Origin of the sequence: Actinomadura napierensis, assembly GCF_039529375.1 — a bacterium.
GTDB classification, from domain to species: domain Bacteria; phylum Actinomycetota; class Actinomycetes; order Streptosporangiales; family Streptosporangiaceae; genus Spirillospora; species Spirillospora napierensis.
In genome coordinates this window covers 1-20403 of the sequence record NZ_BAAAMR010000118.1, presented here as the reverse complement: position 1 = coordinate 20403, position 20403 = coordinate 1, and the positions used below count along the sequence as shown (strand labels likewise).

The 20403-nt window shown below is 74.0% G+C and carries 24 protein-coding genes and 1 rRNA gene; 11 read left to right on the top strand and 14 right to left on the bottom strand.

Annotated features, from left to right (window positions below; genetic code table 11):
* Positions 1 to 30 precede the first annotated feature (30 nt).
* On the top strand, positions 31 to 1443 hold the full coding sequence (locus tag ABD296_RS41015; protein WP_344280858.1) for a cytochrome P450 family protein: 1413 nt from the start codon (positions 31 to 33) through the stop codon (positions 1441 to 1443).
* Between the two features lie 31 nt (positions 1444 to 1474).
* Here the strand turns inward: ABD296_RS41015 and ABD296_RS41010 are convergent, their stop codons facing one another.
* Entirely contained in the window at positions 1475 to 2926 is a 1452-nt protein-coding gene (locus ABD296_RS41010) for a pyridoxal-dependent decarboxylase (RefSeq protein WP_344280856.1), read from the bottom strand.
* A gap of 122 nt (positions 2927 to 3048) precedes the next feature.
* A complete protein-coding gene (locus tag ABD296_RS41005) occupies positions 3049 to 3417 on the bottom strand; it encodes a DUF7668 domain-containing protein (RefSeq protein ID WP_344280853.1) in 369 nt (122 codons plus the stop codon).
* Positions 3418 to 3517: 100 nt separating this feature from the next.
* Here ABD296_RS41005 and ABD296_RS41000 point away from each other — a divergent pair, with 100 nt between their 5' ends.
* Positions 3518 to 3925 carry a DUF2795 domain-containing protein gene (locus tag ABD296_RS41000; RefSeq protein WP_344280850.1) on the top strand — a complete coding sequence of 136 codons (408 nt, stop codon included), beginning with the start codon at positions 3518 to 3520 and terminating at the stop codon, positions 3923 to 3925.
* A gap of 74 nt (positions 3926 to 3999) precedes the next feature.
* Here the strand turns inward: ABD296_RS41000 and ABD296_RS40995 are convergent, their stop codons facing one another.
* The 3 genes from ABD296_RS40995 to ABD296_RS40985 form a co-directional block, all read right to left on the bottom strand.
* The gene (locus tag ABD296_RS40995) at positions 4000 to 5955 is read right to left on the bottom strand and encodes an aconitate hydratase (RefSeq protein ID WP_344280847.1); all 1956 of its coding nucleotides are present in this window, start codon (positions 5953 to 5955) and stop codon (positions 4000 to 4002) included.
* A gap of 37 nt (positions 5956 to 5992) precedes the next feature.
* On the bottom strand, positions 5993 to 7519 hold the full coding sequence (locus ABD296_RS40990) for an FAD-dependent monooxygenase (RefSeq protein ID WP_344280844.1): 1527 nt from the start codon (positions 7517 to 7519) through the stop codon (positions 5993 to 5995).
* A 91-nt stretch (positions 7520 to 7610) separates the two neighbouring features.
* On the bottom strand, positions 7611 to 8489 hold the full coding sequence (locus ABD296_RS40985) for a hypothetical protein (protein WP_344280841.1): 879 nt from the start codon (positions 8487 to 8489) through the stop codon (positions 7611 to 7613).
* Positions 8490 to 8605: 116 nt separating this feature from the next.
* Here ABD296_RS40985 and ABD296_RS40980 point away from each other — a divergent pair, with 116 nt between their 5' ends.
* On the top strand, positions 8606 to 9166 hold the full coding sequence (locus tag ABD296_RS40980; protein WP_344280838.1) for a hypothetical protein: 561 nt from the start codon (positions 8606 to 8608) through the stop codon (positions 9164 to 9166).
* Here ABD296_RS40980 and murA read toward each other — a convergent pair.
* The 3 genes from murA to ABD296_RS40965 are packed head-to-tail and all read right to left on the bottom strand — an operon-like array spanning position 9163 to position 11507.
* Positions 9163 to 10464 carry a UDP-N-acetylglucosamine 1-carboxyvinyltransferase gene (murA, locus tag ABD296_RS40975; protein WP_344280835.1) on the bottom strand — a complete coding sequence of 434 codons (1302 nt, stop codon included), beginning with the start codon at positions 10462 to 10464 and terminating at the stop codon, positions 9163 to 9165. The genes ABD296_RS40980 and murA overlap by 4 nt on opposite strands.
* Positions 10465 to 10493: 29 nt before the next feature.
* Complete coding sequence (locus tag ABD296_RS40970; RefSeq protein ID WP_344280832.1) at positions 10494 to 11123, bottom strand: LysE family translocator; 630 nt, start codon at positions 11121 to 11123, stop codon at positions 10494 to 10496.
* Positions 11124 to 11132: 9 nt separating this feature from the next.
* Positions 11133 to 11507 carry a winged helix-turn-helix transcriptional regulator gene (locus ABD296_RS40965; RefSeq protein ID WP_344280829.1) on the bottom strand — a complete coding sequence of 125 codons (375 nt, stop codon included), beginning with the start codon at positions 11505 to 11507 and terminating at the stop codon, positions 11133 to 11135.
* Between the two features lie 95 nt (positions 11508 to 11602).
* Here ABD296_RS40965 and ABD296_RS40960 point away from each other — a divergent pair, with 95 nt between their 5' ends.
* Positions 11603 to 12484, top strand: a complete 882-nt coding sequence (locus tag ABD296_RS40960; protein WP_344280826.1) for an NAD(P)-dependent oxidoreductase — start codon at positions 11603 to 11605, stop codon at positions 12482 to 12484.
* Positions 12485 to 12540: 56 nt separating this feature from the next.
* Positions 12541 to 13275: a maleylpyruvate isomerase family mycothiol-dependent enzyme gene (locus tag ABD296_RS40955; RefSeq protein WP_344280823.1), complete on the top strand. Its 735-nt coding sequence runs from the start codon at positions 12541 to 12543 to the stop codon at positions 13273 to 13275.
* A 13-nt stretch (positions 13276 to 13288) separates the two neighbouring features.
* Here the strand turns inward: ABD296_RS40955 and ABD296_RS40950 are convergent, their stop codons facing one another.
* The 3 genes from ABD296_RS40950 to ABD296_RS40940 are packed head-to-tail and all read right to left on the bottom strand — an operon-like array spanning position 13289 to position 14874.
* Positions 13289 to 13702: a PaaI family thioesterase gene (locus ABD296_RS40950; RefSeq protein ID WP_344280820.1), complete on the bottom strand. Its 414-nt coding sequence runs from the start codon at positions 13700 to 13702 to the stop codon at positions 13289 to 13291.
* Positions 13699 to 14316 (bottom strand): TetR-like C-terminal domain-containing protein, encoded by a 618-nt coding sequence (locus tag ABD296_RS40945; protein ID WP_344280817.1) that lies wholly within the window; start codon positions 14314 to 14316, stop codon positions 13699 to 13701. Before ABD296_RS40945 ends, ABD296_RS40950 begins: the two co-directional genes overlap by 4 nt.
* 57 nt (positions 14317 to 14373) lie before the next feature.
* The gene (locus ABD296_RS40940; RefSeq protein ID WP_344280814.1) at positions 14374 to 14874 is read right to left on the bottom strand and encodes a hypothetical protein; all 501 of its coding nucleotides are present in this window, start codon (positions 14872 to 14874) and stop codon (positions 14374 to 14376) included.
* Between the two features lie 42 nt (positions 14875 to 14916).
* Between ABD296_RS40940 and ABD296_RS40935 the strand changes: the two genes are divergently transcribed.
* Together ABD296_RS40935 and ABD296_RS40930 are read left to right on the top strand one after the other, a co-directional pair.
* Positions 14917 to 15147 carry a hypothetical protein gene (locus ABD296_RS40935; protein WP_344280812.1) on the top strand — a complete coding sequence of 77 codons (231 nt, stop codon included), beginning with the start codon at positions 14917 to 14919 and terminating at the stop codon, positions 15145 to 15147.
* A gap of 49 nt (positions 15148 to 15196) precedes the next feature.
* Positions 15197 to 15997: a PP2C family protein-serine/threonine phosphatase gene (locus ABD296_RS40930; RefSeq protein ID WP_344280810.1), complete on the top strand. Its 801-nt coding sequence runs from the start codon at positions 15197 to 15199 to the stop codon at positions 15995 to 15997.
* Here ABD296_RS40930 and ABD296_RS40925 read toward each other — a convergent pair.
* Entirely contained in the window at positions 15984 to 16424 is a 441-nt protein-coding gene (locus ABD296_RS40925) for a MarR family winged helix-turn-helix transcriptional regulator (protein WP_344280808.1), read from the bottom strand. The two genes, ABD296_RS40930 and ABD296_RS40925, sit on opposite strands and share 14 nt — an antisense overlap.
* Before the next feature lie 91 nt (positions 16425 to 16515).
* On the opposite strand from ABD296_RS40925, the gene ABD296_RS40920 reads away from it, so the two are divergent.
* Both ABD296_RS40920 and ABD296_RS40915 read left to right on the top strand, forming a co-directional pair.
* Complete coding sequence (locus tag ABD296_RS40920) at positions 16516 to 17379, top strand: NAD(P)H-binding protein (protein WP_344280806.1); 864 nt, start codon at positions 16516 to 16518, stop codon at positions 17377 to 17379.
* 52 nt (positions 17380 to 17431) lie between these two features.
* Positions 17432 to 17956 (top strand): GNAT family N-acetyltransferase, encoded by a 525-nt coding sequence (locus ABD296_RS40915; RefSeq protein WP_344280804.1) that lies wholly within the window; start codon positions 17432 to 17434, stop codon positions 17954 to 17956.
* A 10-nt stretch (positions 17957 to 17966) separates the two neighbouring features.
* Here the strand turns inward: ABD296_RS40915 and ABD296_RS40910 are convergent, their stop codons facing one another.
* Entirely contained in the window at positions 17967 to 19205 is a 1239-nt protein-coding gene (locus ABD296_RS40910) for a lipase family protein (protein WP_344280801.1), read from the bottom strand.
* Between the two features lie 201 nt (positions 19206 to 19406).
* Between ABD296_RS40910 and ABD296_RS40905 the strand changes: the two genes are divergently transcribed.
* Both ABD296_RS40905 and ABD296_RS40900 read left to right on the top strand, forming a co-directional pair.
* Positions 19407 to 19562, top strand: coding sequence for a hypothetical protein (locus tag ABD296_RS40905; protein WP_344280798.1), 156 nt, complete (start codon positions 19407 to 19409; stop codon positions 19560 to 19562).
* A 208-nt stretch (positions 19563 to 19770) separates the two neighbouring features.
* On the top strand, positions 19771 to 20265 hold the full coding sequence (locus ABD296_RS40900; RefSeq protein WP_344280795.1) for a tetratricopeptide repeat protein: 495 nt from the start codon (positions 19771 to 19773) through the stop codon (positions 20263 to 20265).
* A gap of 61 nt (positions 20266 to 20326) precedes the next feature.
* Here the strand turns inward: ABD296_RS40900 and rrf are convergent.
* Positions 20327 to 20403 (bottom strand): 5S ribosomal RNA (gene rrf / locus ABD296_RS40895); the annotation flags it as partial.

The following is a 20403-nucleotide window of genomic DNA, read 5'->3' as shown; positions in this document are numbered from 1 at the left end:
GCTGGGACGAACTCTCTATGGTTTGTGATCGTGGAGCCCCAGATCCCGCAGGCCGAGCCCGCGCCCGCCCATCCGCCGCTGGAGTCGCTGGCCGCCCGGCCGCTCCTCGACCGCGACTACGAGGCGCGTCCCGCCGTCTTCTACGAGAAGCTGCGCGCCGAGTACGGGCCCGTCGCGCCGGTGGACGTGCTCGGGGTGCCGGTGTGGCTGGTCATCGGCTACCCGCAGACGCTCGACATCCTGCGCGACGCCCGCGGCATCTGGAGCCGGCGGGTGGAGAGCTGGCGCGCCTACCGGGAGGGGACGGTCCCGGCGGACTGGCCGATGCTGCCGGTGGTCGAGTCCGACAACTGCGGCTTCCGCGACGGCGCCGACTCCACCCGGCTGCGCAGCGCCTGGAGCGAGGGGCTGCGCCCGTTCCAGGACCGCACCCGCCCGGAGGCCAAGGCGCTGGAGGAGGCGGTCCGGCGGTACGCCGACGAGCTGATCGACGTGCTGGCCGAGAACGGCGGCCGCACCGGCCACGCCGACCTGGCGGCGCAGTACGCGCGGCCCCTGCCGCTCATGGTCGTCGGGCGGCTGCTGGGCACCGGCGACGGGGACGGAGGCGGCGACGACGGCCTGATCGTCGACCTGTGGCGGGTGCTGGACGCGGGGCCGGACGCCCAGGAGGCGTCCACCCGGCTGCTGGCCAGGATGGCGGAGGTCTGCGCGGCCCGCACCACCGCGCCTGGGCGGGACCTGCCGTCCGCCATGCTGGCGGCGGTCCCCGACCTGACCGCCGAGGAGCTGACCGGCGAGATGGCGATGATGACCGGGCTGGTCGGCGACGTCACCGGAACGCTGATCTGCAACACCGTCACCGAGGTGCTGATCGGCGGGACCGGCGCCCGCGACAGCATGTCCGCCGGCCTGATCCACGAGGCGATCAACCGGGCGTCGACCGCCAACCCGCCGATGGCGAACCTGGCGTTCCGCTGGCCCCGGTCCGACGTGCGCGTCGGCCGGTTCCAGATCGCGGCCGGCGACCCGGTCATGGTGTCGCCCGCCGCCGCGCACCTGGACCCGGCGTTCACCGGGAACAGCGCGCCCGACGCGATCTACAGCTCCCGGGCGCACCTGGCGTGGAGCGCGGGCCCGCACGCCTGCCTCGGCCGCGACCTGGCGACCACCGTCACGACGATCGCGGTGGAGCGGCTGTTCGAGCGGTTCGCCGGGCTGCGGCTGGCGCTGCCGCCGGACCAGCTGGCCTGGCGCTCGTCCCCGCTGATCCGCGGACTGCGCGCGCTGCCGGTCCACTACGAGCTGGCGGGCGAGCCTCCGCGCCGGGCCGCCGCGCCGTCCGGAACGGGCGAGCCCGCACCTGACACGAACCGGTCCGAGGCGGAGCCGGCCTCTCTGGTGCGGCGCATCCTGCGGGTCATGCGCCTGTCGCAGAGCTGAGCCCGAGCCCGGCTCAGGCTCAGGCTCAGGCTCAGGCGAGGGCGGCGGCCTCCTCGCGGATCCGCCGCCACGCCGCGTCGACGTGGGCGTCGGTGGTGCCGGCGGCGCCGATCGCCACGCGCAGCAGCACCCTGCCGCCGGCCTTGGTGTGGGTGAGGTAGAGGTCGCCGGACGCGTTGAGCCGCTCCATCAGCCGCATCGTCGCCGCGTCGGCCTCGTCGGCGTCCAGGCCGTCCCAGCGCGGGCGGAAGCACACCAGGCTGAGCCGCGGCTCCTCCAGCAGCGCGAACGCCGGGTCGGCGGCGATCCAGGCCGCGAGGCCCGCCGCCAGCCGCACGCCCGTCCGGACGTGCTCGCGCAGCCCCTCGGCCCCGTACCAGCGGATGACCGACCAGAGCTTCAGCGCGCGGAACCGGCGTCCCAGCGGGATCTGCCAGTCGCGGTAGTCGATCACATCTCCGGACGCGGACGCCTGGTTGCGCAGGTACTCCGGCAGGATCGACAGCGCGCCCACGAGCGGTTCCCGGTCGGCCACCCACATCGCGGTGCAGTCGAAATTGGTGAGCAGCCATTTGTGCGGGTTGGTGACGTAGGAGTCGGCGTGCTCGGCGACGCCGTCGTTGATGCCGCGCAGTTCGGGGCAGACGGCCGCGACGCCCGCGTACGCGGCGTCCACGTGCAGCCAGACGCCGTGCCGGCGGCAGACCTCGCCGATCGCGGGCACCGGGTCGACCGCCGTGGTCGACGTGGTCCCGATGGTCGCGCACACCATGACGGGCACGGCGCCCGCGGCGGCGTCCTCGATGAGCAGCGCGTCGAGGTGCGCGGGATCCATGGCCAGGGTCGCCGGGTCGACGTCCACGACGCGGACGTTCGCGGCCCCGATCCCGGCGATCCGCGCGGCCTTCTCCAGCGACGAGTGCGTCTGGGAGCTGACGTAGAGGGTGTGCCAGCGGGTGATTCCGTCGCGTCGGAGGGCGCCGCCGTCCGCGCGGTGCAGGGCGGCGAGGATCGCGGCGAGCGCCGCGCCGGACGCCGAGTCCTGGATCACGCCGCCGCCCGGTCCGTCGCTGCGGAACCGCTCGGGAAGGCCGAGGAGCTCGGCGAACCAGTCGAGCACCCGCGTCTCCAGTTCGGTGCAGGCGGGGCTCGTGGCCCACAGCATGCCCTGGACGCCGAGCCCTGCCGAGAGCAGGTCGCCGAGGACGGACGGGCCGCTGGCGCCGCTGGGGAAGTAGGCGAAGAAGCTCGGGTGCTGCCAGTGGGTGACGCCGGGCATGACGACGCGGTCCATGTCGGCGAGGACGGCGTCGAACCCCTCGCCCTTCTCCGGCGGGTGGGCGGGCAGGCCCGCCAGCACGTCGCCCGGGCGGGCCCGCGACAGCACGGGATAGGACTCGATCGTCTCCTGGTAGTCGGCGATCCAGTCGATGACCTGCTTGCCGTACCGGCGGAACTCCTCCGGCGTCATGTGCGCTGCCACTGCGCGTCCTCCCTGGCTGGAACGGGCGCCGGCCCGGCACGGGGCCGCCCGCGGACCGCCCCGCCCGGAGCCGGGTCACCCGATCATATGGGCCCGAACGAGAATCCGGCGCCCGGCCCGGCTCAGGGGGCGGTTCCGCCGGCCGCGCGGCGGACGCCGTGCAGCTCGACCGTCCAGACGCCCTCCATCACCTCGGCGACCGTGAGGCCGAGGGTCAGGTCCGAGCGGCCGTCCTGGGCCGTCCAGAGCGGGAAGTCGACGCGGAAGGCCCGCTCGTCCGACGGCTCCTGGACCGCGGGCGCCGCCTCGACCTCGCGGAACGCCGCTTCCGGCGGGCTGATCAGGTCCCGCCCGTGCCGTTCGACGGCCGCCGCGATCTGCGCCGCGGTGAACCGGCGCGCCTCGGTCAGCGTCTCCAGTTCCTCGTACTCGCCCCGGACGAGCAGCCCGACCACGACCCGAACGGCGTTCACGCCCTCCTCCGGCAGCATGCGCCACACCGTACCGCGCCGCGGCCCCGATGATCGGCCTGCTGTTTAGACGAGCCCGCCCGGGAACGCTTCTCCCTGTCAAGGCGCAGGGAGGACGAACATGCCAGACAAGAGCGACAAGCACGGTCCCAGGGTGGACGACGAGATCGGCCACGAGACGCAGGGCATGGTCAGCGGCGGGCACTCCACCCACGCCGAGGAGTTCAAGGAGACCGAGCCGTACTCCGATGACGCGCCCTGGGATCCGACCGCGGCGACCGGCGACCCGCGCGAGGGATCGCCGCCCGGGATGAGCGCGAGCGACGTGGAGGGCCGCAGCGCCCTCGCCCGGATGCTCACCGGCGTCCGCTATCCGGCACGCCCCAACGACCTGGTGGCGCACGCCTCCGGCGCGGGCGCGGACGACGACGCGATCGGCGCGCTGGAGACGCTGCCCGACCGCGAGTACGAGAACGTCGCCGACGTCGCCGAGGAACTCGGCTACGGCCGGGAGAACCGCCGCTTCTGACCCACCGCCCGAACGACGTTCATTTGCGGCGAGTCGTCGTTATGAGGCGCCTCATAACGACGACTCGCCGCAACTCAACGGCCGGTGCGGGCGCGCAGGGCGGGGATCTGGCCGCCGGCGGCGACGAGGTCGCGCTGGCGGGGCGACAGGCGGTGCCGGGCGCGGTACGTCTCGTCCTTGGTGAGGTTGCGGACCTCGACCTCGGTGCCCTTCTCCAGGGCGTCGTGGACGCCCTCGATCCGAAGCCGGTCTCCCTGCTCGACGCGGTCGTAGTCGGCGTCGTCGGCGAACTCCAGCGGCAGGATCCCGAAGTTCACCAGGTTCTGCCAGTGGATCCGGGCGTACCCGCGGGCGAGGACGAGCCGGAGCCCGAGGTGGCGCGGCGCGATCGCGGCGTGCTCGCGGGACGAGCCCTGCCCGTAGTTGCGGCCGCCGACGACGGCGTGCGGGCCGGCCTCCCGCGCGCGCTCCGGGTAGCCCTCGTCGATACGGACGAAGGCGAAGTCGGCCAGCTTGGCGATGTCGCTGCGGTACGGGAGTGCCTGGGCGCCTGCCATGAGGATCTCGTCGGTGGACACGTCGTCCCCCACCTTGATCACGACGGGGACGTCCAGGTCGTCCGGCAGCGGGTCCAGTTCGGGCAGGACGCCGATGCTCGGCGCCTTCTCCAACTCGACGCGGCGCGCCTCGTCCTCGGGGAGCGGCGCCTCCAGCATGTCCCGGTTGACACTGGAGCGCTCCGGCAGCCGGACGGCCGGCGGGTCCATGTCCAGGTCGCGCGGGTCGGTGATCTTCCCGGTGAGCGCGGCGGCCGCGGCGGTCTCCGGCGAGCACAGCCAGACGCGGTCGTCGGCCGTACCGGAGCGGCCGGGGAAGTTGCGCGGGAACGTCCGCAGGCTGTTGCGGCCGATCGCGGGCGCCTGCCCCATGCCGATGCAGCCCAGGCAGCCGGCCTGGTGGATCCGCGCGCCGACCTGGAGGAGGTCGGTGGCGGCGCCCATCTTCGTCAGGTCGACCAGGATCTGCCGGGACGTCGGATTCACGTCCAGCGACACGTGCGGATGCACCTGCCGGCCCTTGACGATCGCGGCGACGGACGCGAAGTCGCGCAGCCCCGGGTTCGCCGACGACCCGACCACGACCTGGTGCACCTCCTCCCCCGCCACCTCCCGGACCGGCACCACGTCGCCCGGCGAGGACGGCCGGGCGATCAGCGGTTCGAGAGCCGACAGGTCGATCTCGTCGGTGACGTCGTAGGAGGCGTCCGGGTCGGCGACGATCTCGGTGAAGTCGTCCTGGCGGTCCTCGCCGCGCAGGAACTCCAGGACGCGCTCGTCGGCCGGGAACACCGTCGTGGTCGCGCCGAGCTCGGCGCCCATGTTCGCGATGACGTGCCGGTCCATCGCGGTCAGCGACGCCAGGCCGGGCCCGTGGTACTCGATGATCCGGTTGACGCCGCCGCGGACGCCGTGCCGCCGCAGCATCTCCAGGATGACGTCCTTGGCGCTGACCCACGGCGGCAGTTCCCCGCTGAGCCGGATCCCCCAGATCTCCGGCATCGTGACGTGGATCGGCTCGCCGGCCATCGCCATCGCGGCCTCCAGCCCGCCGACGCCCATCGCGAGCATGCCGAGCGACCCGGCCGCGCAGGTGTGGGAGTCGGAGCCGACCATCGTGGCGCCGGGCACACCGAACCGCTGCATGTGCGTGGGGTGGGAGACGCCGTTGCCGGGCTTGGAGTACCACAGGCCGTAGCGGCGGCACGCCGACCGCAGGAAGATGTGGTCGGCCATGTTCCGCTCGTCGGCCTGCAGCAGGTTGTGGTCGACGTACTGCACCGACACGTCCGTGCGGACGCGGTCCAGGTCGAGCGCCTCCAGCTCCAGCATCACCATCGTGCCGGTGGCGTCCTGGGTGAGGGTCTGGTCGATCCGGATCCCGATCTCGGTGCCGGGCTCCATCTCGCCGCTCACCAGGTGCGAGCCGATCAGTTTGCGGGCGACGTTGCGGCCGCCCGTGCCGTCTACCATGGCCGGTTCCTCCGCTCCTCTCCGGTTCCGGGATCGTCTAGAGGGGGTGGGCGGGCCGTTCCCGGTCGTGCGCCGGACGGTCGGCGGGCCGCCCGCACCAGTGCGCGAGCGCCTCCCGGATCGCCGCCGCCCTCCGGTCCGGCGCGGTCTCGTCACACGCCCACGCGATGTAGCCGTCCGGGCGGACCAGCGCCGTCGTGCGGGTCGCGCCGCCGGCGAGCGCGCAGTGCACCCGCCCGGCCCACCGCTTGGTCGCCAGGTAGGTGACCGCCGGGTCGTTCGCGCCCACCACCAGCACGAACAGGCCGTCGCCGAGCAGCCGGTACAGGCGCCCGGGGGTGCCCGCGACGGGGACGTCCGGGGCGCGCATGCCGGTGAGGCGGTGCGCGCCGCGCGGCGCCGGATAAGCGATGTCGATGCCGGACACGGCGCCCGCCAGCCGCCGCGCGACCGGCCGGACGTGCGTGGCCGCCCAGGCCGCGGCGCTGCGGGCCCGCCGCAGCCACGGCGGCTCGACCATCGCGAAGCTCAGCAGCGCGCCGCTGCCGCGCAGCACCTGCCTGCCGACCGGGTACCGCTCCTCGTGGTAGCTGTCCAGCAGCCAGGACGGAGCCCAGCCGCGCAGTTCGGCGGCGAGCTTCCAGCCGAGGTTGGCCGCGTCCTGCATCCCGGTGTTCATGCCCTGGCCGCCCGCCGGGGAGTGCACGTGGGCGGCGTCGCCGGCGAGGAACACCCGTCCCGCCCGGTAGCGCGGCACCTGCCGCTCGTCGCTGTGGAAGCGGGACGTCCAGCGCGGGTCGCGCATCCCGTGGTCGGAGCCGAGCGCGCGGCGCGCGACGTCGCGGAGCTCGCCGAAGTCGACCGGTTCGGAGTCGGGGGGCTGGTGCCGGCGGTTCCAGGCGATCACCCGGTACCAGCCGTCGCCGAACGGGGCGAGGAACGCGAACGCGTCCCCCGTCGCGCCGGCGGTGAGGACCTCGGCGGGCGCGTCGTCGAGCCGCACGTCCGCCAGCATCACCGAGCGCACCACGGCCCGGCCCGGGAACGGCAGCCCGAGCGCCTTGCGGACGGTGCTTCGGACACCGTCGGCGCCGACCACATAGGACCCGCGCCGCGTCGCGGTCGAGCCGTCGGCCATGCGGACGTCGACGTCCACGCCCTCGGCGTCCTGCCGCAGGCCGGTCACCTCGGCGCCGTGGACGATCTCCGCGCCGGCCTCCAGTGCGCGCCGCCGCAGCACCCGTTCCGTCTCGTACTGCGGCGTGACCAGCACGTACGGGAAGCGGCCCGGGAGCCGGGACAGGTCCAGCGCGGTCGCGCCCAGCAACCGCAGCCCGCCGGCCCGCTCGCCCGTGGCGACCAGTTCGTCGGCGACGCCGCGGGCGTCCAGCAGTTCCAGCGTCCGCGCGTGCACGGCGAACGCGCGGGTGAGGTTGTCGGTCTCCTCCTCGCGCCGCTCCAGCACGGTGCAGCCGACGCCGGCGGAGGCCAGGTCGCCCGCGAGCAGCAGCCCCGTCGGGCCGGCCCCCACGATCAGCACGTTCCCCGTCGGCCTGGGCGGCATGCGGCTCCCCTCTCCGTCCGTGCGCGGGTGCAGCCCTACACCCCTTCCCACGAACGGCGGGTCCTCACGCGCCGGGAGCGGCCTCGGCCGGTCAGCCCCGGCCGTCGGCGCGCAGGATCGAGACGGCCTTCACCGTCTGATAGCCGCGCCACTCCAGCTCGGCGGCGGGCGAGTAGTTGGCGAAGTCGACCTTCCAGCCGCCGTCGTCCTCCTGCTGCGCCTCCAGCCGGTCGAGCTCCGCCGCGACGACGTCCGGGGCGAACAGGGCCCGGACGGGCGTGTCGGGGTAGGGCGCGAAGTCCAGGGGCCGCATCATCTCGTCCTCGAGCCCGCCCGCGACGTGCACGAGGCCGTCCGGCGGGATGCGCTCGCCCAGCAGCGCAATGAGTTCGGCGGCCTCGGGCTCGGTGCCGTGGACGGCGTCCAGCAGCCACAGCGCGAACGCCAGTTCCAGCGCGTGCAGGTCGGTCTTCGCGCGGGCGGTGTCCAGGCAGAAGCGGGTCGCGCGGGCGAGCCACGGATGGGCGGCGACCGCCGGGTCATGGACGGCGGTGCGCTGCGCCATGGCGGCGACCACGGCGGTGATCTGCAACGACGAGACGTCCGGGTCGGCGCCCGCCCAGAAGGGGGCGCACCCGGCCGGATCGGGGACGCGCAGCCCGAACGGGATGCCGCCGTCCGGCAGCGCCACCGCCTGCAGCCAGTCGCACAGCGCCACCGCTTCCGGGGCGGTGGCGGTCGCCGGTTCGGCGAACACCTCGAAGGCGTGCAGGGCCGGGCCCGGCTGGCTCGTCCGCGACCTCAGGTCGGGCTCCAGTCCGTGGCCGTAGCCGCCGTCGGGATTGCGGTAGGCGTTCAGCGCGGACAGCACCGCCTCACGGTCGCCCTCGCCGGTGAGAAGTTCGAAGCGGCGCCGGTCGAGGAGCCGGGCGTGCGTCGCCATGAAGTCGGAGGCCTTGTTCAGATCCATGCCTCCAGCGTGGCCGCCGCCCGCTCGGGCGTCTTGCAACTTTCGGCCATCATCGCGTCCAGGCTCGGCGCGAAAAGGGAATGCGATCTACGGCGGCCCCGTCCTACCCTGACCGCGTGGACGTGATCTTCGAAAGGACCGGAGAGCGCCGGTACGCCGTGGTCATCGCCGGTCCCGGCGGCGCGACCCGCCGCATGGACCCGGCACCGGGCTATGACGAGCACATCCCGCACGACCTCGTCCACTACCTGGCCGAGGCGGAGCTGGGGCTGGCGTCGGGCGTGTTCGGACGCGCCGCGGCGGGCGGCGGAGGGTTCGTCCCGGCGGGCGAGACCGCCGGTGCGCCGCGCGAGCGCGCCCGGGCCCAGCGCAAGCTGAGGAGGAAGGAGGCCGCGCTCCGCCGGAGCGGCCACGAGGACATGGCCACGTCCGAGCGGATCGCGGGCGTCGCGGACGTCGCCTGGAGGCGCCGCGCGGGCGCGCGCACGCCGGAGTGGGCGGCCGGCCGCCCCCTGTCGCACGAGGACGAAGCCAGGGTCCGCCGGATCCTGCCGCACCTGGACCGCGCCGCAGCGCTCTGGCATGAGGTGCCGGTGGGCGGCTCGCTCGCCTTCACCTGGCCGAGCACGGCCCCGGCGGCCCGGCGGGCGCCGTCCTCGGCTGACGCGAGCGGTTAACCCGCGCGCAGGGCGAGGCCCAGCGCGCGGAACTGCTCGACGGGGCGGTGGTAGCCGCGCTCGATGTGGTGGACGCCCCGCAGCGTGGACGGCCCTTCGGCGACCGCCGCGGCCAGCACGGCCGAGAACCCGGCCCGGATGTCGGGCATGGTCACGTCGCCGCCGCGCAGCTTGGTGACCCCGCGCACGACGGCCGAGTGCAGCGCGGCCGTGTCGTGGTAGCGGCACGCGGGCCCGCCCAGGCAGGTGTCGTAGACCTCGATCTCGGCGCCCATGCCCTGCAACGCGGGAACGTACGCGAGCCGGTTCTCGTAGACGGTCTCGTGCAGCACCGACATGCCGTCCGCCTGCGTGAACAGCACCATCAGCGGGGTCTGCCAGTCGGTGGCGAACCCGGGGTGGGTGTCGGTCTGCACCGCGGCTGGGCGCAGCCCGTCCGGCGCCGACGCCATGATCCAGTCGTCGGTGATCTCGAACCGGGCGCCCATCCGGGCCAGCGTGGTGATCGCGGTGACGAGGCGGTCCTGCGGGCAACCGTGCACCCGGACCTCGCCGCGGGTGACCAGACCCGCCACGAGGTAGGAGAACGCCTCGATCCGGTCGCCGGCCAGCCGCGTCACCGCCCCGCTCAGCCGCTCGACGCCCTCGACCACGATCCGGCGGTCGGGCGCGAACGAGATCCGCGCGCCCATCCGCTGCAGGAACAGCGCAAGCTCGATGATCTCCGGTTCCGTCGCCGCGTTCCGGATGACCGTCTTGCCCTGCGCCCGGACCGCCGCCAGCAGCACCGTCTCGGTGGCGCCGACGCTCGGGTAGGGCAGGTCGATCCGCGTGCCGACGAGCTTGGAGGCGCGCGCGTGGATGCCGTCCGCGGCGAGCGTGACCTCGGCGCCGAACGCGCGGAGCGCGTCCACGTGGAAGTCGACGGGCCGCCGCCCGATCGGGTCGCCGCCGACCAGCGGGACGAACGCCTCCCCGGCCAGGTGCAGCAGCGGGCCGAGCATCAGGATCGGGATCCGGTTCAGCCCGGTGAACGCCTTGCCGACGCTCGGGTCGGCCACCGGCCCCGGCACCACGGCGATCTCGCCGCCGGACCGCTCCACCGTCATCCCGATGTGCTCGAGCATCCCCGTGGTGATCCCGACCTCGCCGACGTCGGGCGCGTTGCGGATCGTGCTCGCCTCCGCGCCGAGCATCGCCGCGACCATGTGCTTGCTGACCGCGTTCTTCGCCCCCCGCACGGTGACGTCGCCGCGCAGCGGCCCCGACGGCTCGATCTCCCAAAGCTTCTCGGTCACCCGTGAAGCCTACGGCCGATCCGGACCCGTCAGGCTCGATCGGCCAGAAGGTTCGCCGCGAATCCGAGGAATGCGACCCCGGCCACCTGCTCCAGCCGCCGCCGCACCTCCGGCCGCCGGAGCCGCTCCGCCAGCTTCGCCGCGGCGCCCGACACGACCCAGTACCAGACGGCCAGCTCCGCGAGGTCGATGGCCGTGAACAGCACCGTCGTGCCGAACACCGGCGCCCCGTGCGGCATGAACTGCGGGACCAGGCTCATGTAGAAGACGCCGGCCTTGGGGTTCAGCAGGTTGGTCCCGACCCCGGCCCGGAACGCCCCGAACCTCGTCGCCGCCGCGACGGGCTCCGGGACCGCTTCCTGGACGGCCTCCTTGCGGCGGGCCTTCCACAGCGCCGTCGCACCCAGCCACACGAGGTAGGCGGCCCCGCAGACGCGCAGCACGTCGTAGGCGACGTGGGACGCCGTCAGCAGCGCGGTCAGCCCGGCGGCGGTGGCGAGGCCCCACACGCAGCAGCCGGCGAGGATCCCCGAGGCCGCCGCGAGCCCGCCGGAACGCCCCTGGGCGACGGACGTGCGCAGGACGAGCAGGGTGTCCAGCCCCGGCACCACATTGATGATCAACGCGGCGCTGGCGAACGCGATCGCGGCGGTCAGCATGATCGGATCCTAAGCCCCGCCCGGCACCTGGAGAACGGTGCTCCTGGCGGGCTCCGCGCCGCCGAGGACGTGCTCGCGCCCCCATGCGCCCAGCGGCGCCAGAGCCGCGTTGAGCGAGACGCCCAGGGCGGTCAGCGAGTACTCGACGCGCGGCGGGACCTCGTCGTACTCCTCGCGGTGCACGATCCCGTCCGCCTCCAGCTCCCGGAGGTGCGAGGCGAGCACCTTCTCGGTGATGCCGGGCAGGTTCCTGCGCAGTTCGCCGAAGCGGCAGGGCCGCTCGTTGAGCGCCCACAGGATCAGCACCTTCCATTTGCCGCCGATCACGTCCATCGCCGCGTCGATCCCGCAGACGTACGCACCCGGCCGGCGCCCGGTCGCCATGGCCACTCCCCCACCTGGTCGCTTACCCGGAGGTGCGCACGCACTTCGAAGTGCGTACTTGATCATCTTCGGGTTCGCCGACCAGCCTAATCCGCATGAACCATGACACTTCCGGAAAGCGCCCGATCACCCTGCTCGGCCTCGGCGACATGGGCACCGCGCTCGCCAGGGCGTGGCTCGCCGCCGGGCACCCCGTGACCCTCTGGAACCGCACGCCCGGCCGCGCCGAACCACTCGCCGCCGAGGGCGCCGCGGTCGCCGCGTCGGTGGCCGACGCGGTGGCGGCGAGCGACCTCGTGGTCACCTGCCTGCTCGACGACGCCTCCGTCCTCGCAGTCCTCGCGGACGCCGACCTGGCGGGCAAGGACCTGGTCGACCTCACCACCGGCACCCCCGGCCAGGCCCGCGCACGCGCCGCGTGGGCCGAGGAGCGGGGCGCCCGGTTCCTGGACGGCGGGATCATGGCCGTGCCGCCGATGATCGGCGTGGCGGGCTCTGGCGGCTACGTCCTCTACAGCGGGTCGCGTCCGCTGTTCGAGGAGCACCGCGCCACGCTCGCCGTGCCGGCCGGCGCCACCTTCGTCGGCGCGGACCCCGGCTTCGCCGCCCTCCACGACGTGGCGCTGCTGAGCGCCATGACGGCGATGATGGCGGGGATCGCCCATGCCTTCGCGCTCGTCCGCGACGAGGACGTCCCGCTGAAGGACTTCGCCCCGATGCTCACGGGCTGGCTCACCGCCATGGCCGGATACGCGCGCGGAGTCGCCGAGCACCTGGAGAGCGGCGACTACACCCGGGGCGTGACGTCCAACCTCGCCATGATGGTCCGCGGCAACGCGACGCTCCTGCGCACGGCCGAGGAGCAGCGGGTCAGTCCCGAACTGCTCACCCCTTTCATGGACCTCATGCGGCGCCGTCTCGACGACGGGCACGCCGACGAGGGGACCACGGGAGTCGTCGACCTCCTCGCCCGCTGAGCCCCGCGGCCACTCGCGGCCATACCGAACCGAACACGATTCGGTATGGTGGCGGAATGGCGGACGTCTTCGAGGACCTGGCGGCGGAGTACCGGCAACTGGACGCCGTCCTGGCGGCGCTGACCCCGGACCAGTGGTCCGCACCGTCGGACGCGGCGGGCTGGACGGTCGCCGACGTGGTCCTGCATCTCACGCAGAGCGAAGAGGTGGTCACCGGACCGTCCATCACCGAGGCCGCCGCGTTCCTGCCGTCCACCGCGACCACCGTCGACGGCGCCATGGCGGAACGGGTCGCGGCCGAACGCGGAGCGCCGCCCGGCGAACTGCTCGCGCGCTGGCGCAAGGCCGCGTTCGCCACGCCGGACGCGCTGCGCGCCCACCCGCCGGGCACCCGCCTCAGCTGGGTGCGGACGCCGCTGTCCCCGCGGACGCTGGCCACCACGCGGCTCGCCGAGCACTGGGCGCACGCGCAGGACATCACCGTCCCGCTGGGCATCGTCTACCCGGACACGGCGCGGCTGCGGCATATCGCATGGCTCGCCCACCGGACGCTCCCCTACGCCTTCTCCGTCGCCGGCCGCCCGGACGCGCCGGTCTTCTGCGACCTCACCGCGCCCGACGGAACGCAGTGGACGTTCGGGGACCCCGCCGCGTCCACCCGGATCACCGGCTCGGCGGCGGAGTTCTGCCGGGTGGGCGCCCGCCGCCTCACACCCGAGCAGACCGGCCTGCGCGCCGAGGGGCCGGACGCCGCGGAGGCACTCCGCCTCGTCCGCAACTACGCCGCCTGACCCGTCCGCGCCGTCAGCGGGCGGGGGCGGAGGACGGCATGAACAGGGCGCTCACGGTGGCGATGACGCGGTCGTTCGCCGTGAACGCCGCCGTTCCCGCCGCGAGCCGGCGGCCGACCCGGGTCGGGGTGACGGCGATGTCGACCCAGTCGCCCTCGCGGGCGGTGCCCACCAGGTCGCAGGAGAGGTTGACGGTGATGAGCGGCGTCGGCGGGTCCGTGCGCACGGCGAGGGCGTGCCCGATCGCCACGTCGCCGACGGCGGCGATCACGCCGCCGTGCAGCAGCCCGCGCGCGTTCGTCTTGGGGCCGTCGACGGCGAACCCGGCGCGCAGGGGGTCGACGGCGTGCCGGGCGAAGCCGCCGATCGCGGTGAGCAACGGGCTCGGACGGTCGTAGGGCACGAAGCCCGCGGGTGCGGTGGTCATGTCGCCTCCTGAGGGGAACGGGCCGTGTCGGCAAGGCCGCGCAGCGCCGCGGTGACCGTCAGCCGGAAGCGCCGCTCCGTCGTCTCGGGGGTGCCGCCCAGCAGGCCGGACGCTTCCAGCGAGAGCAGCCCCTGGACCGTGGCGAACAGGCCGATGGCGGAATCCTTGGCGGTGCCCTCGGCGCGGTCCGGGCCGAGGGCGGCGGCGACCCGGCCGACGACGATCGCGTAGATCTCCTCGGCCGCGCGGGCGTCGGCCGGCTCCGGGCGGAACTCGGCGAACGGCCGGGAGAACATCACCTCGTGCAGGTGCGGCTCGCGCCGGGCGAACGACCGCACGGCGAGCGCCAGCTCCAGCACGTCGGCTTCGGGGTCGCCGGTGGGCTCCAGGGCGCGCAGGCCGGCGGCCAGCCGGGCGAAGCCGTCGGCGAACAGCGCGCGGGCGAGCCCGGCCTTCCCGCCGAACAGCTCGTTCACCGCGGCCAGCGACGCGCCCGCGCCGGACGCGACCGCACGGGTCGTCACCGCGCCGGCGCCACCGGCGGCCAGCAGCCGGGCCGCGACCGCCAGCAGCTCGCCGCGCAGCGCGTCGGTCCGCGTCTTCCGCCGTCCCATGCCGCCGACCGTACCCTATTTCAGATCAGTGATCCGAAATATCGCCGGCGACCGTCCTCACCCGGCCGTCGGCCACCGGACGGCCGGGACGGCGGCGTCCTGGGGCCGCGGGCGGAGCGGGACCAGCGCGATCGTCGAGGTCGGGTCGCCGTCCACCGCGCCGCCGACGCGGAGCAGCCCGCGCCGGGTCAGGTACCGCAGGGCCTCCCGGATCTGCTCGGGGGTCGCCAGGAGGCGCCTCGCCAGGCCGGCGCGGGAGTGCCGGCCTGGCGACCACCGCGCGGCGGAGAGGACGTCCATCGCCAGGGGCCCGTAGCGCTTGTCCCCCGGGCCCGCGCCGACCGCCGGACGCGCGCGGGCCGCGAACCGCGGCGCCTCCGGAATCCCGGCCGCCGGCCAGAACTGCAGGAGCCATCGGTGTCCGTCGGATATGCGCCGGCGGAACACGCGCACTCGCTGGAGGCCCGGCCGTGCGAGTTTCAGGCCGCCCGCGAAATCGTCGCCGATCGCATGCGTCAACCCGATCTCGGCGCGGGATGTCAGAAAGGGCGTCTCCATCGCGTCGGACCACCCCGCCGACTCATGCGGCGGCGGACCGTCATGGGCTTCGAGAACGACATGTGCGTGCGGCGCCGCGGTGCCGACGACCCATCCGGCACCACCGGCCGCGACGTCGCCTTTGCCGCGCCCACCGAAGGAGTGGTCCGCCAGGAGCGGCACGTTCAGATGGCGCAGTTCGCCCGTCCCGCCGACACCGGCGGGCCAGAATCCGCGGATCACGAGCCTATCGAATTCGGCTCGATAATCGCCATCCTCATATCTCGCGAGTAGGGTCATGTTCCGGAAGCTAACAGCGACCTCTGACAGAACGGGGTGATGGGTGCGGGGTTCGTCCGATTGCGTTCACTGCGGCGGAACGGTCGCGCCCGACGGCCACTGCTGGGATTGCGGAAAGGCGCAGCCCGCATTCCGCGCCCGCGTCGAGACCGCGTCCGGCGGCGCGGCGGCGGTCAGCGACCGCGGCCTCCGGCGCGGCGTCAACGCCGACGCGGTCGCGCTGACCGGCGCGGGCGCGTGGACGGTCGGCGTCGTCTGCGACGGCGTCTCCGCCGCGCCGCGGACGGAGCGCGCGGCGGAGGTCGCGGCCGAGGTGGGAGCGGTGGCGACCGCCGCCCGGCTGCGGGCCGGCGTCCTGCCGGAGACCGCGCTCACGGCCGCCGCGGCACGCGCGGCCCATGCCGTCGCCGCGCTGGCCGGGTCGGCCCGCGACGCGCCCGCCTGCACCTATGTCGCCGGCATCGCCGGACCGGACGGCGTCTGGGCCTGCTGGGTCGGCGACAGCCGCGCCTACTGGCTGCCCGACGCGGGCCCGGGCATGGCGCTCACCGAGGACGACAGCGGCGCCCACGGCGCGCTGGCCGCGTGGCTCGGTGCGGACGCCGGGGACCCGGCGGCCCAGGTTCGCGGATACCGCCCCGCCGTGCCCGGCCGCCTGCTGCTGTGCACCGACGGGCTTACGCGCTACCTCCCCGACGCCGGCTCGCTCCGCGGAGCGCTCCGCACGTCCGCCGGCGGCCTTCTGGACGAAGCGAGGGCGCTCGTCCAATGCGCTCTGGACGCCGGCGGCCACGACAACGTGAGCGCGCTGCTCATCCGGGTGCAGGCGCTCAGCTCGTCGTGACGGAGCCGCCGAGCACGGCGGCCGCGGCCTGGTGGATCTTCGCCAGCGCGGTCATCAGGTGCTCGCGCTCGGCGGCGGTGAGGTCGGCGAGGACCGCCTCCTCCAGCGCGCGGCGTTCCGCCTCGACCGGCTCGCGCAGCGCGCGGCCCTGATCGGTCAGCCAGAGCCGGACGAGCCGGTTGTCGCGCTCGTCGCGGCGGCGGGTCAGCAGCCCGGCGGCGGCCATCCGGGTGGCCATCTTGACGACGGTGGGCGTGGTGACGTTCACCTCCGCGGCGATCTCACCGGGGGTGCGGCCGTCGCGTTCCCAGAGGGCGGCCAGCAGGTGGTTCTGCCCCAGGTGCAGGCCATGCCGGCGCATGCCCTCGTCGGCGGCCGCGCGCAGCGCCTTGGAGGTGCGGCCGTGCAGGTCCAGGAACTCGGGCATCGGGCCTCCCACGACGATCGATTGACGGCTAATCATTAACCGGCTAGCGTTCCGCGTGTTCATTAGACGGCAAACGACTTCTGGAGTCGCCATGCTACTGGTCACCGGAGCCACCGGGAACATCGGCCGCGACCTCGTCCGCGACCTGGACGCCAAGGGCGCCGACGTGCGGGGCCTCGTCCGCGATCCGGCCCGCGCCGCCGGGCTGCCGGACCGCGCCGAGCGCGCCGTCGCCGACCTGGACGAGCCCGCGACCCTGCCGCCCGCCTTCGCCGGCGTCGAGCGGCTGTTCCTCCTCACGCCCGGCATCGGGACGTCCCAGGCGGCGAACGCCGTCGCGGCCGCCCGCGCCGCCGGGGTCCGTCACATCGTGCTCCTGTCGTCGACGAACGTGCTCGGCGATCCGATGCCCGCCATGGGCCGCTGGCACCGCGAGCGCGAGGAGGTCGTCCGCACGTCCGGCATTCCCGCGACGATCCTGCGCCCCGGCGGCTTCATGCTGAACGCGCTGGAGTGGCTGTCGACCATCCGCGACGGCGGATACGTCCTGGACCCCACCGGTCCCGGCCGGTTCGCTCCGATCGACACCGCCGACATCGCCGCCGTGGCCGCCGCCGTCCTGACCGAGGACGGCCACGACGGCGAGGCGTACGCCCTCACCGGCGACGAGCTGTTCACCGTCGCGGAACAGGTCGCCGTCCTGGCCCGCGCCATCGGGCGGGAGTTGCAGGTCCGCGAGGTGCGCACGCCAGAGGAGGCCGTCCGCGCCCGCTTCCCCGGCGGCGCTCCCCCGGCGCTAGCCGAGGCGCTCGTCGAGGGCTTCAGGCTGATGCGGGCCGACACCGCCGGGTTCCGCACGGATACGGTGAAACGGCTGACAGGACGCGCCCCTCGGACGTTCGCCGACTGGTGCGCCCGCAACGCCGCCGCGTTCCGGCGACCGCCCGGCGCCTGACCCGGGCGCCGCCCGCCGCGGACGGGGACGCCAACGGGATGGGAGGTGCCCAGTGGACGAGACGCCCTCGCCGTCCGGCCTGCACGGGAACGGCCTGGTGCTCCGCGAATGGGCGGACGACGACCTGGACGTCCTGGTCGCGCTGCTGGACGACCCGGCGGTCGCGAACCGCACCCCGCTCGCCTCGCCCTTCGACCGGCCGGCCGCGCGCCGGTACCTCGATCAGGCGCGCGGGGCGATCGGCAAGGGCGAGCGCGTGCAGCTGGCGATCACCACCGACGGTTTCGAGGCGAAGGGCGAGATACGCCTCGACCTCTCCCTCGGCACCATCAGCTACGTCGTCGGCGCGAAGCACCGTGGGCAGCGGCTCGCCTCGCGCGCGCTCCAGCTGATGACCGAGTACGCGCACGCGCGGGCCGGTCTGCCCCAAACGCTGCTGGAGATCGAGCCGGACAACGACCCGAGCATCGCGGTGGCCCGGGCCGCCGGCTACCGGCCGACCGACGCCCCGGTCACCGTCGTCCGGGGCGAGCGGCGGACCTTCACCCTCTTCACCTGGGCGCACACGGCGCCCTGACGGCACCCGGTCAGCAGGTGCTCGACGCCGGCTTGCCGGTGAACCGGTCGGCGAGGAACGTCAGGGCGTCGTTCTGCCGGACCAGCGCCTCCAGCGCATGCTCGCCCACCGCGTCGCGGACGGTCTGGACCTTTGCGCCCTTCGAGCACCACGCCTTGACCACCGCGTCCGCCTGCCCCACCGGCACGATCTCGTCGGTGTTGGCGTGGTAGTCGAACACCGGCGCGGCGGGTGCCGCGGATCCCATGGTGTTCTTCTTCAGCATCGCGGCGACCGACGGCACGGCGAGCGGGTCGGGGACGGTGCTGTAGTCGGCGAGCTTCTTGAACGGGAAGCCCGTCAGCAGGTCGGTGAGGCACTTGTTCCGCGAGTCGCTCAGGGCCTGCTTCCCCTTGTCGTTGAGGAGCTTCTGGATGCCGGCCTCGGGGAACTCGGTGTCGAGGCTGACGGTGGCGGCGGCCTCGAAGCCGGAGAACAGGCCGCCGTCCAGCGACCGCGCCACCGCGGCCGGGTCCGCGGGCGTGCCGCCCATCGCGGCGCCGGCGAGCCGGACGTCCGGGGCGTAGGCCGGCTGGAGCTCGGCGGCCCACCCGGTGGCCTGCGCGCCGCCGGAGTAGCCGTCCAGCGCCCAGGTGTTGGACGCTCCGATCCCGCCGGCGCCGAGGTTCTTCACGGCGCGGATCCCGTCGAGGACGGCGTGCCCCGCCTGCGGGCCCGCCATGAACACCGACTTGGGGCCTTCGAAGTCGGGCATGGCGACCGCCCAGCCCTTGTCCAGGACCGGGGAGGCGAACAGCGTGCCCGCACCGGCTATGCCGGCCCCCGACGAGATGCCGTAGGACGGTGCGCACTGCGTCCCGGTGGAGTCCTCCGCGGCCTGCACCGACACGACCGGCCGGGCGCCGCCGCCCGTCCACGCCTTCTTCGGCACCAGCAGCGTCGTCACCGCCAGCTCCGCCTTGTCGTGCGAGTCGTTGGTGCGGTAGGAGATCTGCCAGGCGTCGGCCGTGTCGCCAAGGTTCCCGGACTTGGGAGTGATCTTGCGGTTCGCCACGACCTGGCCCGGCCCATAGTTTCCGATGTCGGCGGGCGCGGAGTAGAACGGGTCCTGGTCGGGCGGCACGGATCCCGCGGGCGGCGGGTCGTCGGCCAGCGCGGCGCCGGACGCGGCGACCAGCGCTGCGGCAGTGGCGATCGGCAGGAGCAGGGCCGTCCGGAGGGACGACCCGCGCGGCGCGGCGGATCTCATCGAAACTCCAGGGGTGGGAGACCGGGGTCCTCCGACTGTGCTCCGCCCGCTACTGCGTGACTATGCCCCGGCGCCAACATCATCGACTCAACGGCCCGCGCCCCACTGACAAACGCCCGGCTGTGCAAGACCTGCGGTCGCGTCCACCCGCCCAGGAGACGCCGAGCGCGCAAAGCCAACCAAGGACGGCCCATCGCCACCGTGGCGTTCGCTGAAGCGATGGCCGGGCCGGCGCCGCGCGCGCTGAGCAACAGCACCGTCTACCTGTGCGGCTCGCTGGGCGCGGGCCTGGGCGGCTGCGCCATCAACTCCATCAGCCCAGGGACGAACTTCCGTTCATCGCCGGAGCCTGCGTGAGGAAGGACGGTGGCCGCGCCGGTGCAAATGTGTGGGTAGGCACCGGCGCGACCATGTGCCCGGCACTGCCGAACGGATCCGATTCTCTCCCACCACACGTTGCACACGCGTTGCGCCCCCGGGTTGAAGCCATCGCTGCTCCCAGAATCGCGAGGTCGAGGACGGATCATGGGTCGTCACCCACGGGACGGTGTGGAAGGCTGCTGCGATGCCCACTCCAGACGACCAGTGGAAACAGCGGATCGCCGACCTCTGGGCCGCCTTCGACGAGCACGACCCGCAGGCTTTCCTCGCCAAGGTCAAGGACATGACCGACCAACTGCCCGCTGGAAACGCCATCGCAGAGTACGAACTGGCCTCCGCTCATGACTCCATCGGCCACGAGGCCGAAGCCGCCGTTCACTACCGGCGCGCCTTCGCCGCAGGCCTCCCCGCATCGCACCGGCGCCGGGCCACGATCCAGTTCGCCAGCACGCTTCGCAATCTCGGTCAGGCCGACGAGAGCGTCAGGCTTCTCACTGCCGAACGCGATGCCGGCTCCGACGAGTTGGACGACGCCGTGACGGCCTTTCTCGCTCTGGCGCTCACCGACCTCGGACGGGACCGCGAAGCCGCCGCTCTGGCGCTCGGCGCCCTCTCCCGTCACCTGCCGCGTTACAACCGCTCACTGGCCAACTACGCGAAAGCACTCATGAGCCCTTGACCGACTACCCCTGGAAATGCGGAAGGCCCCGCCGAAACGGCGGGGCCTTCCTAAAAAAAAAGTCCGGCGGTGTCCTACTCTCCCACACAGTCTCCCATGCAGTACCATCGGCGCTGAAGGGCTTAACTTCCGGGTTCG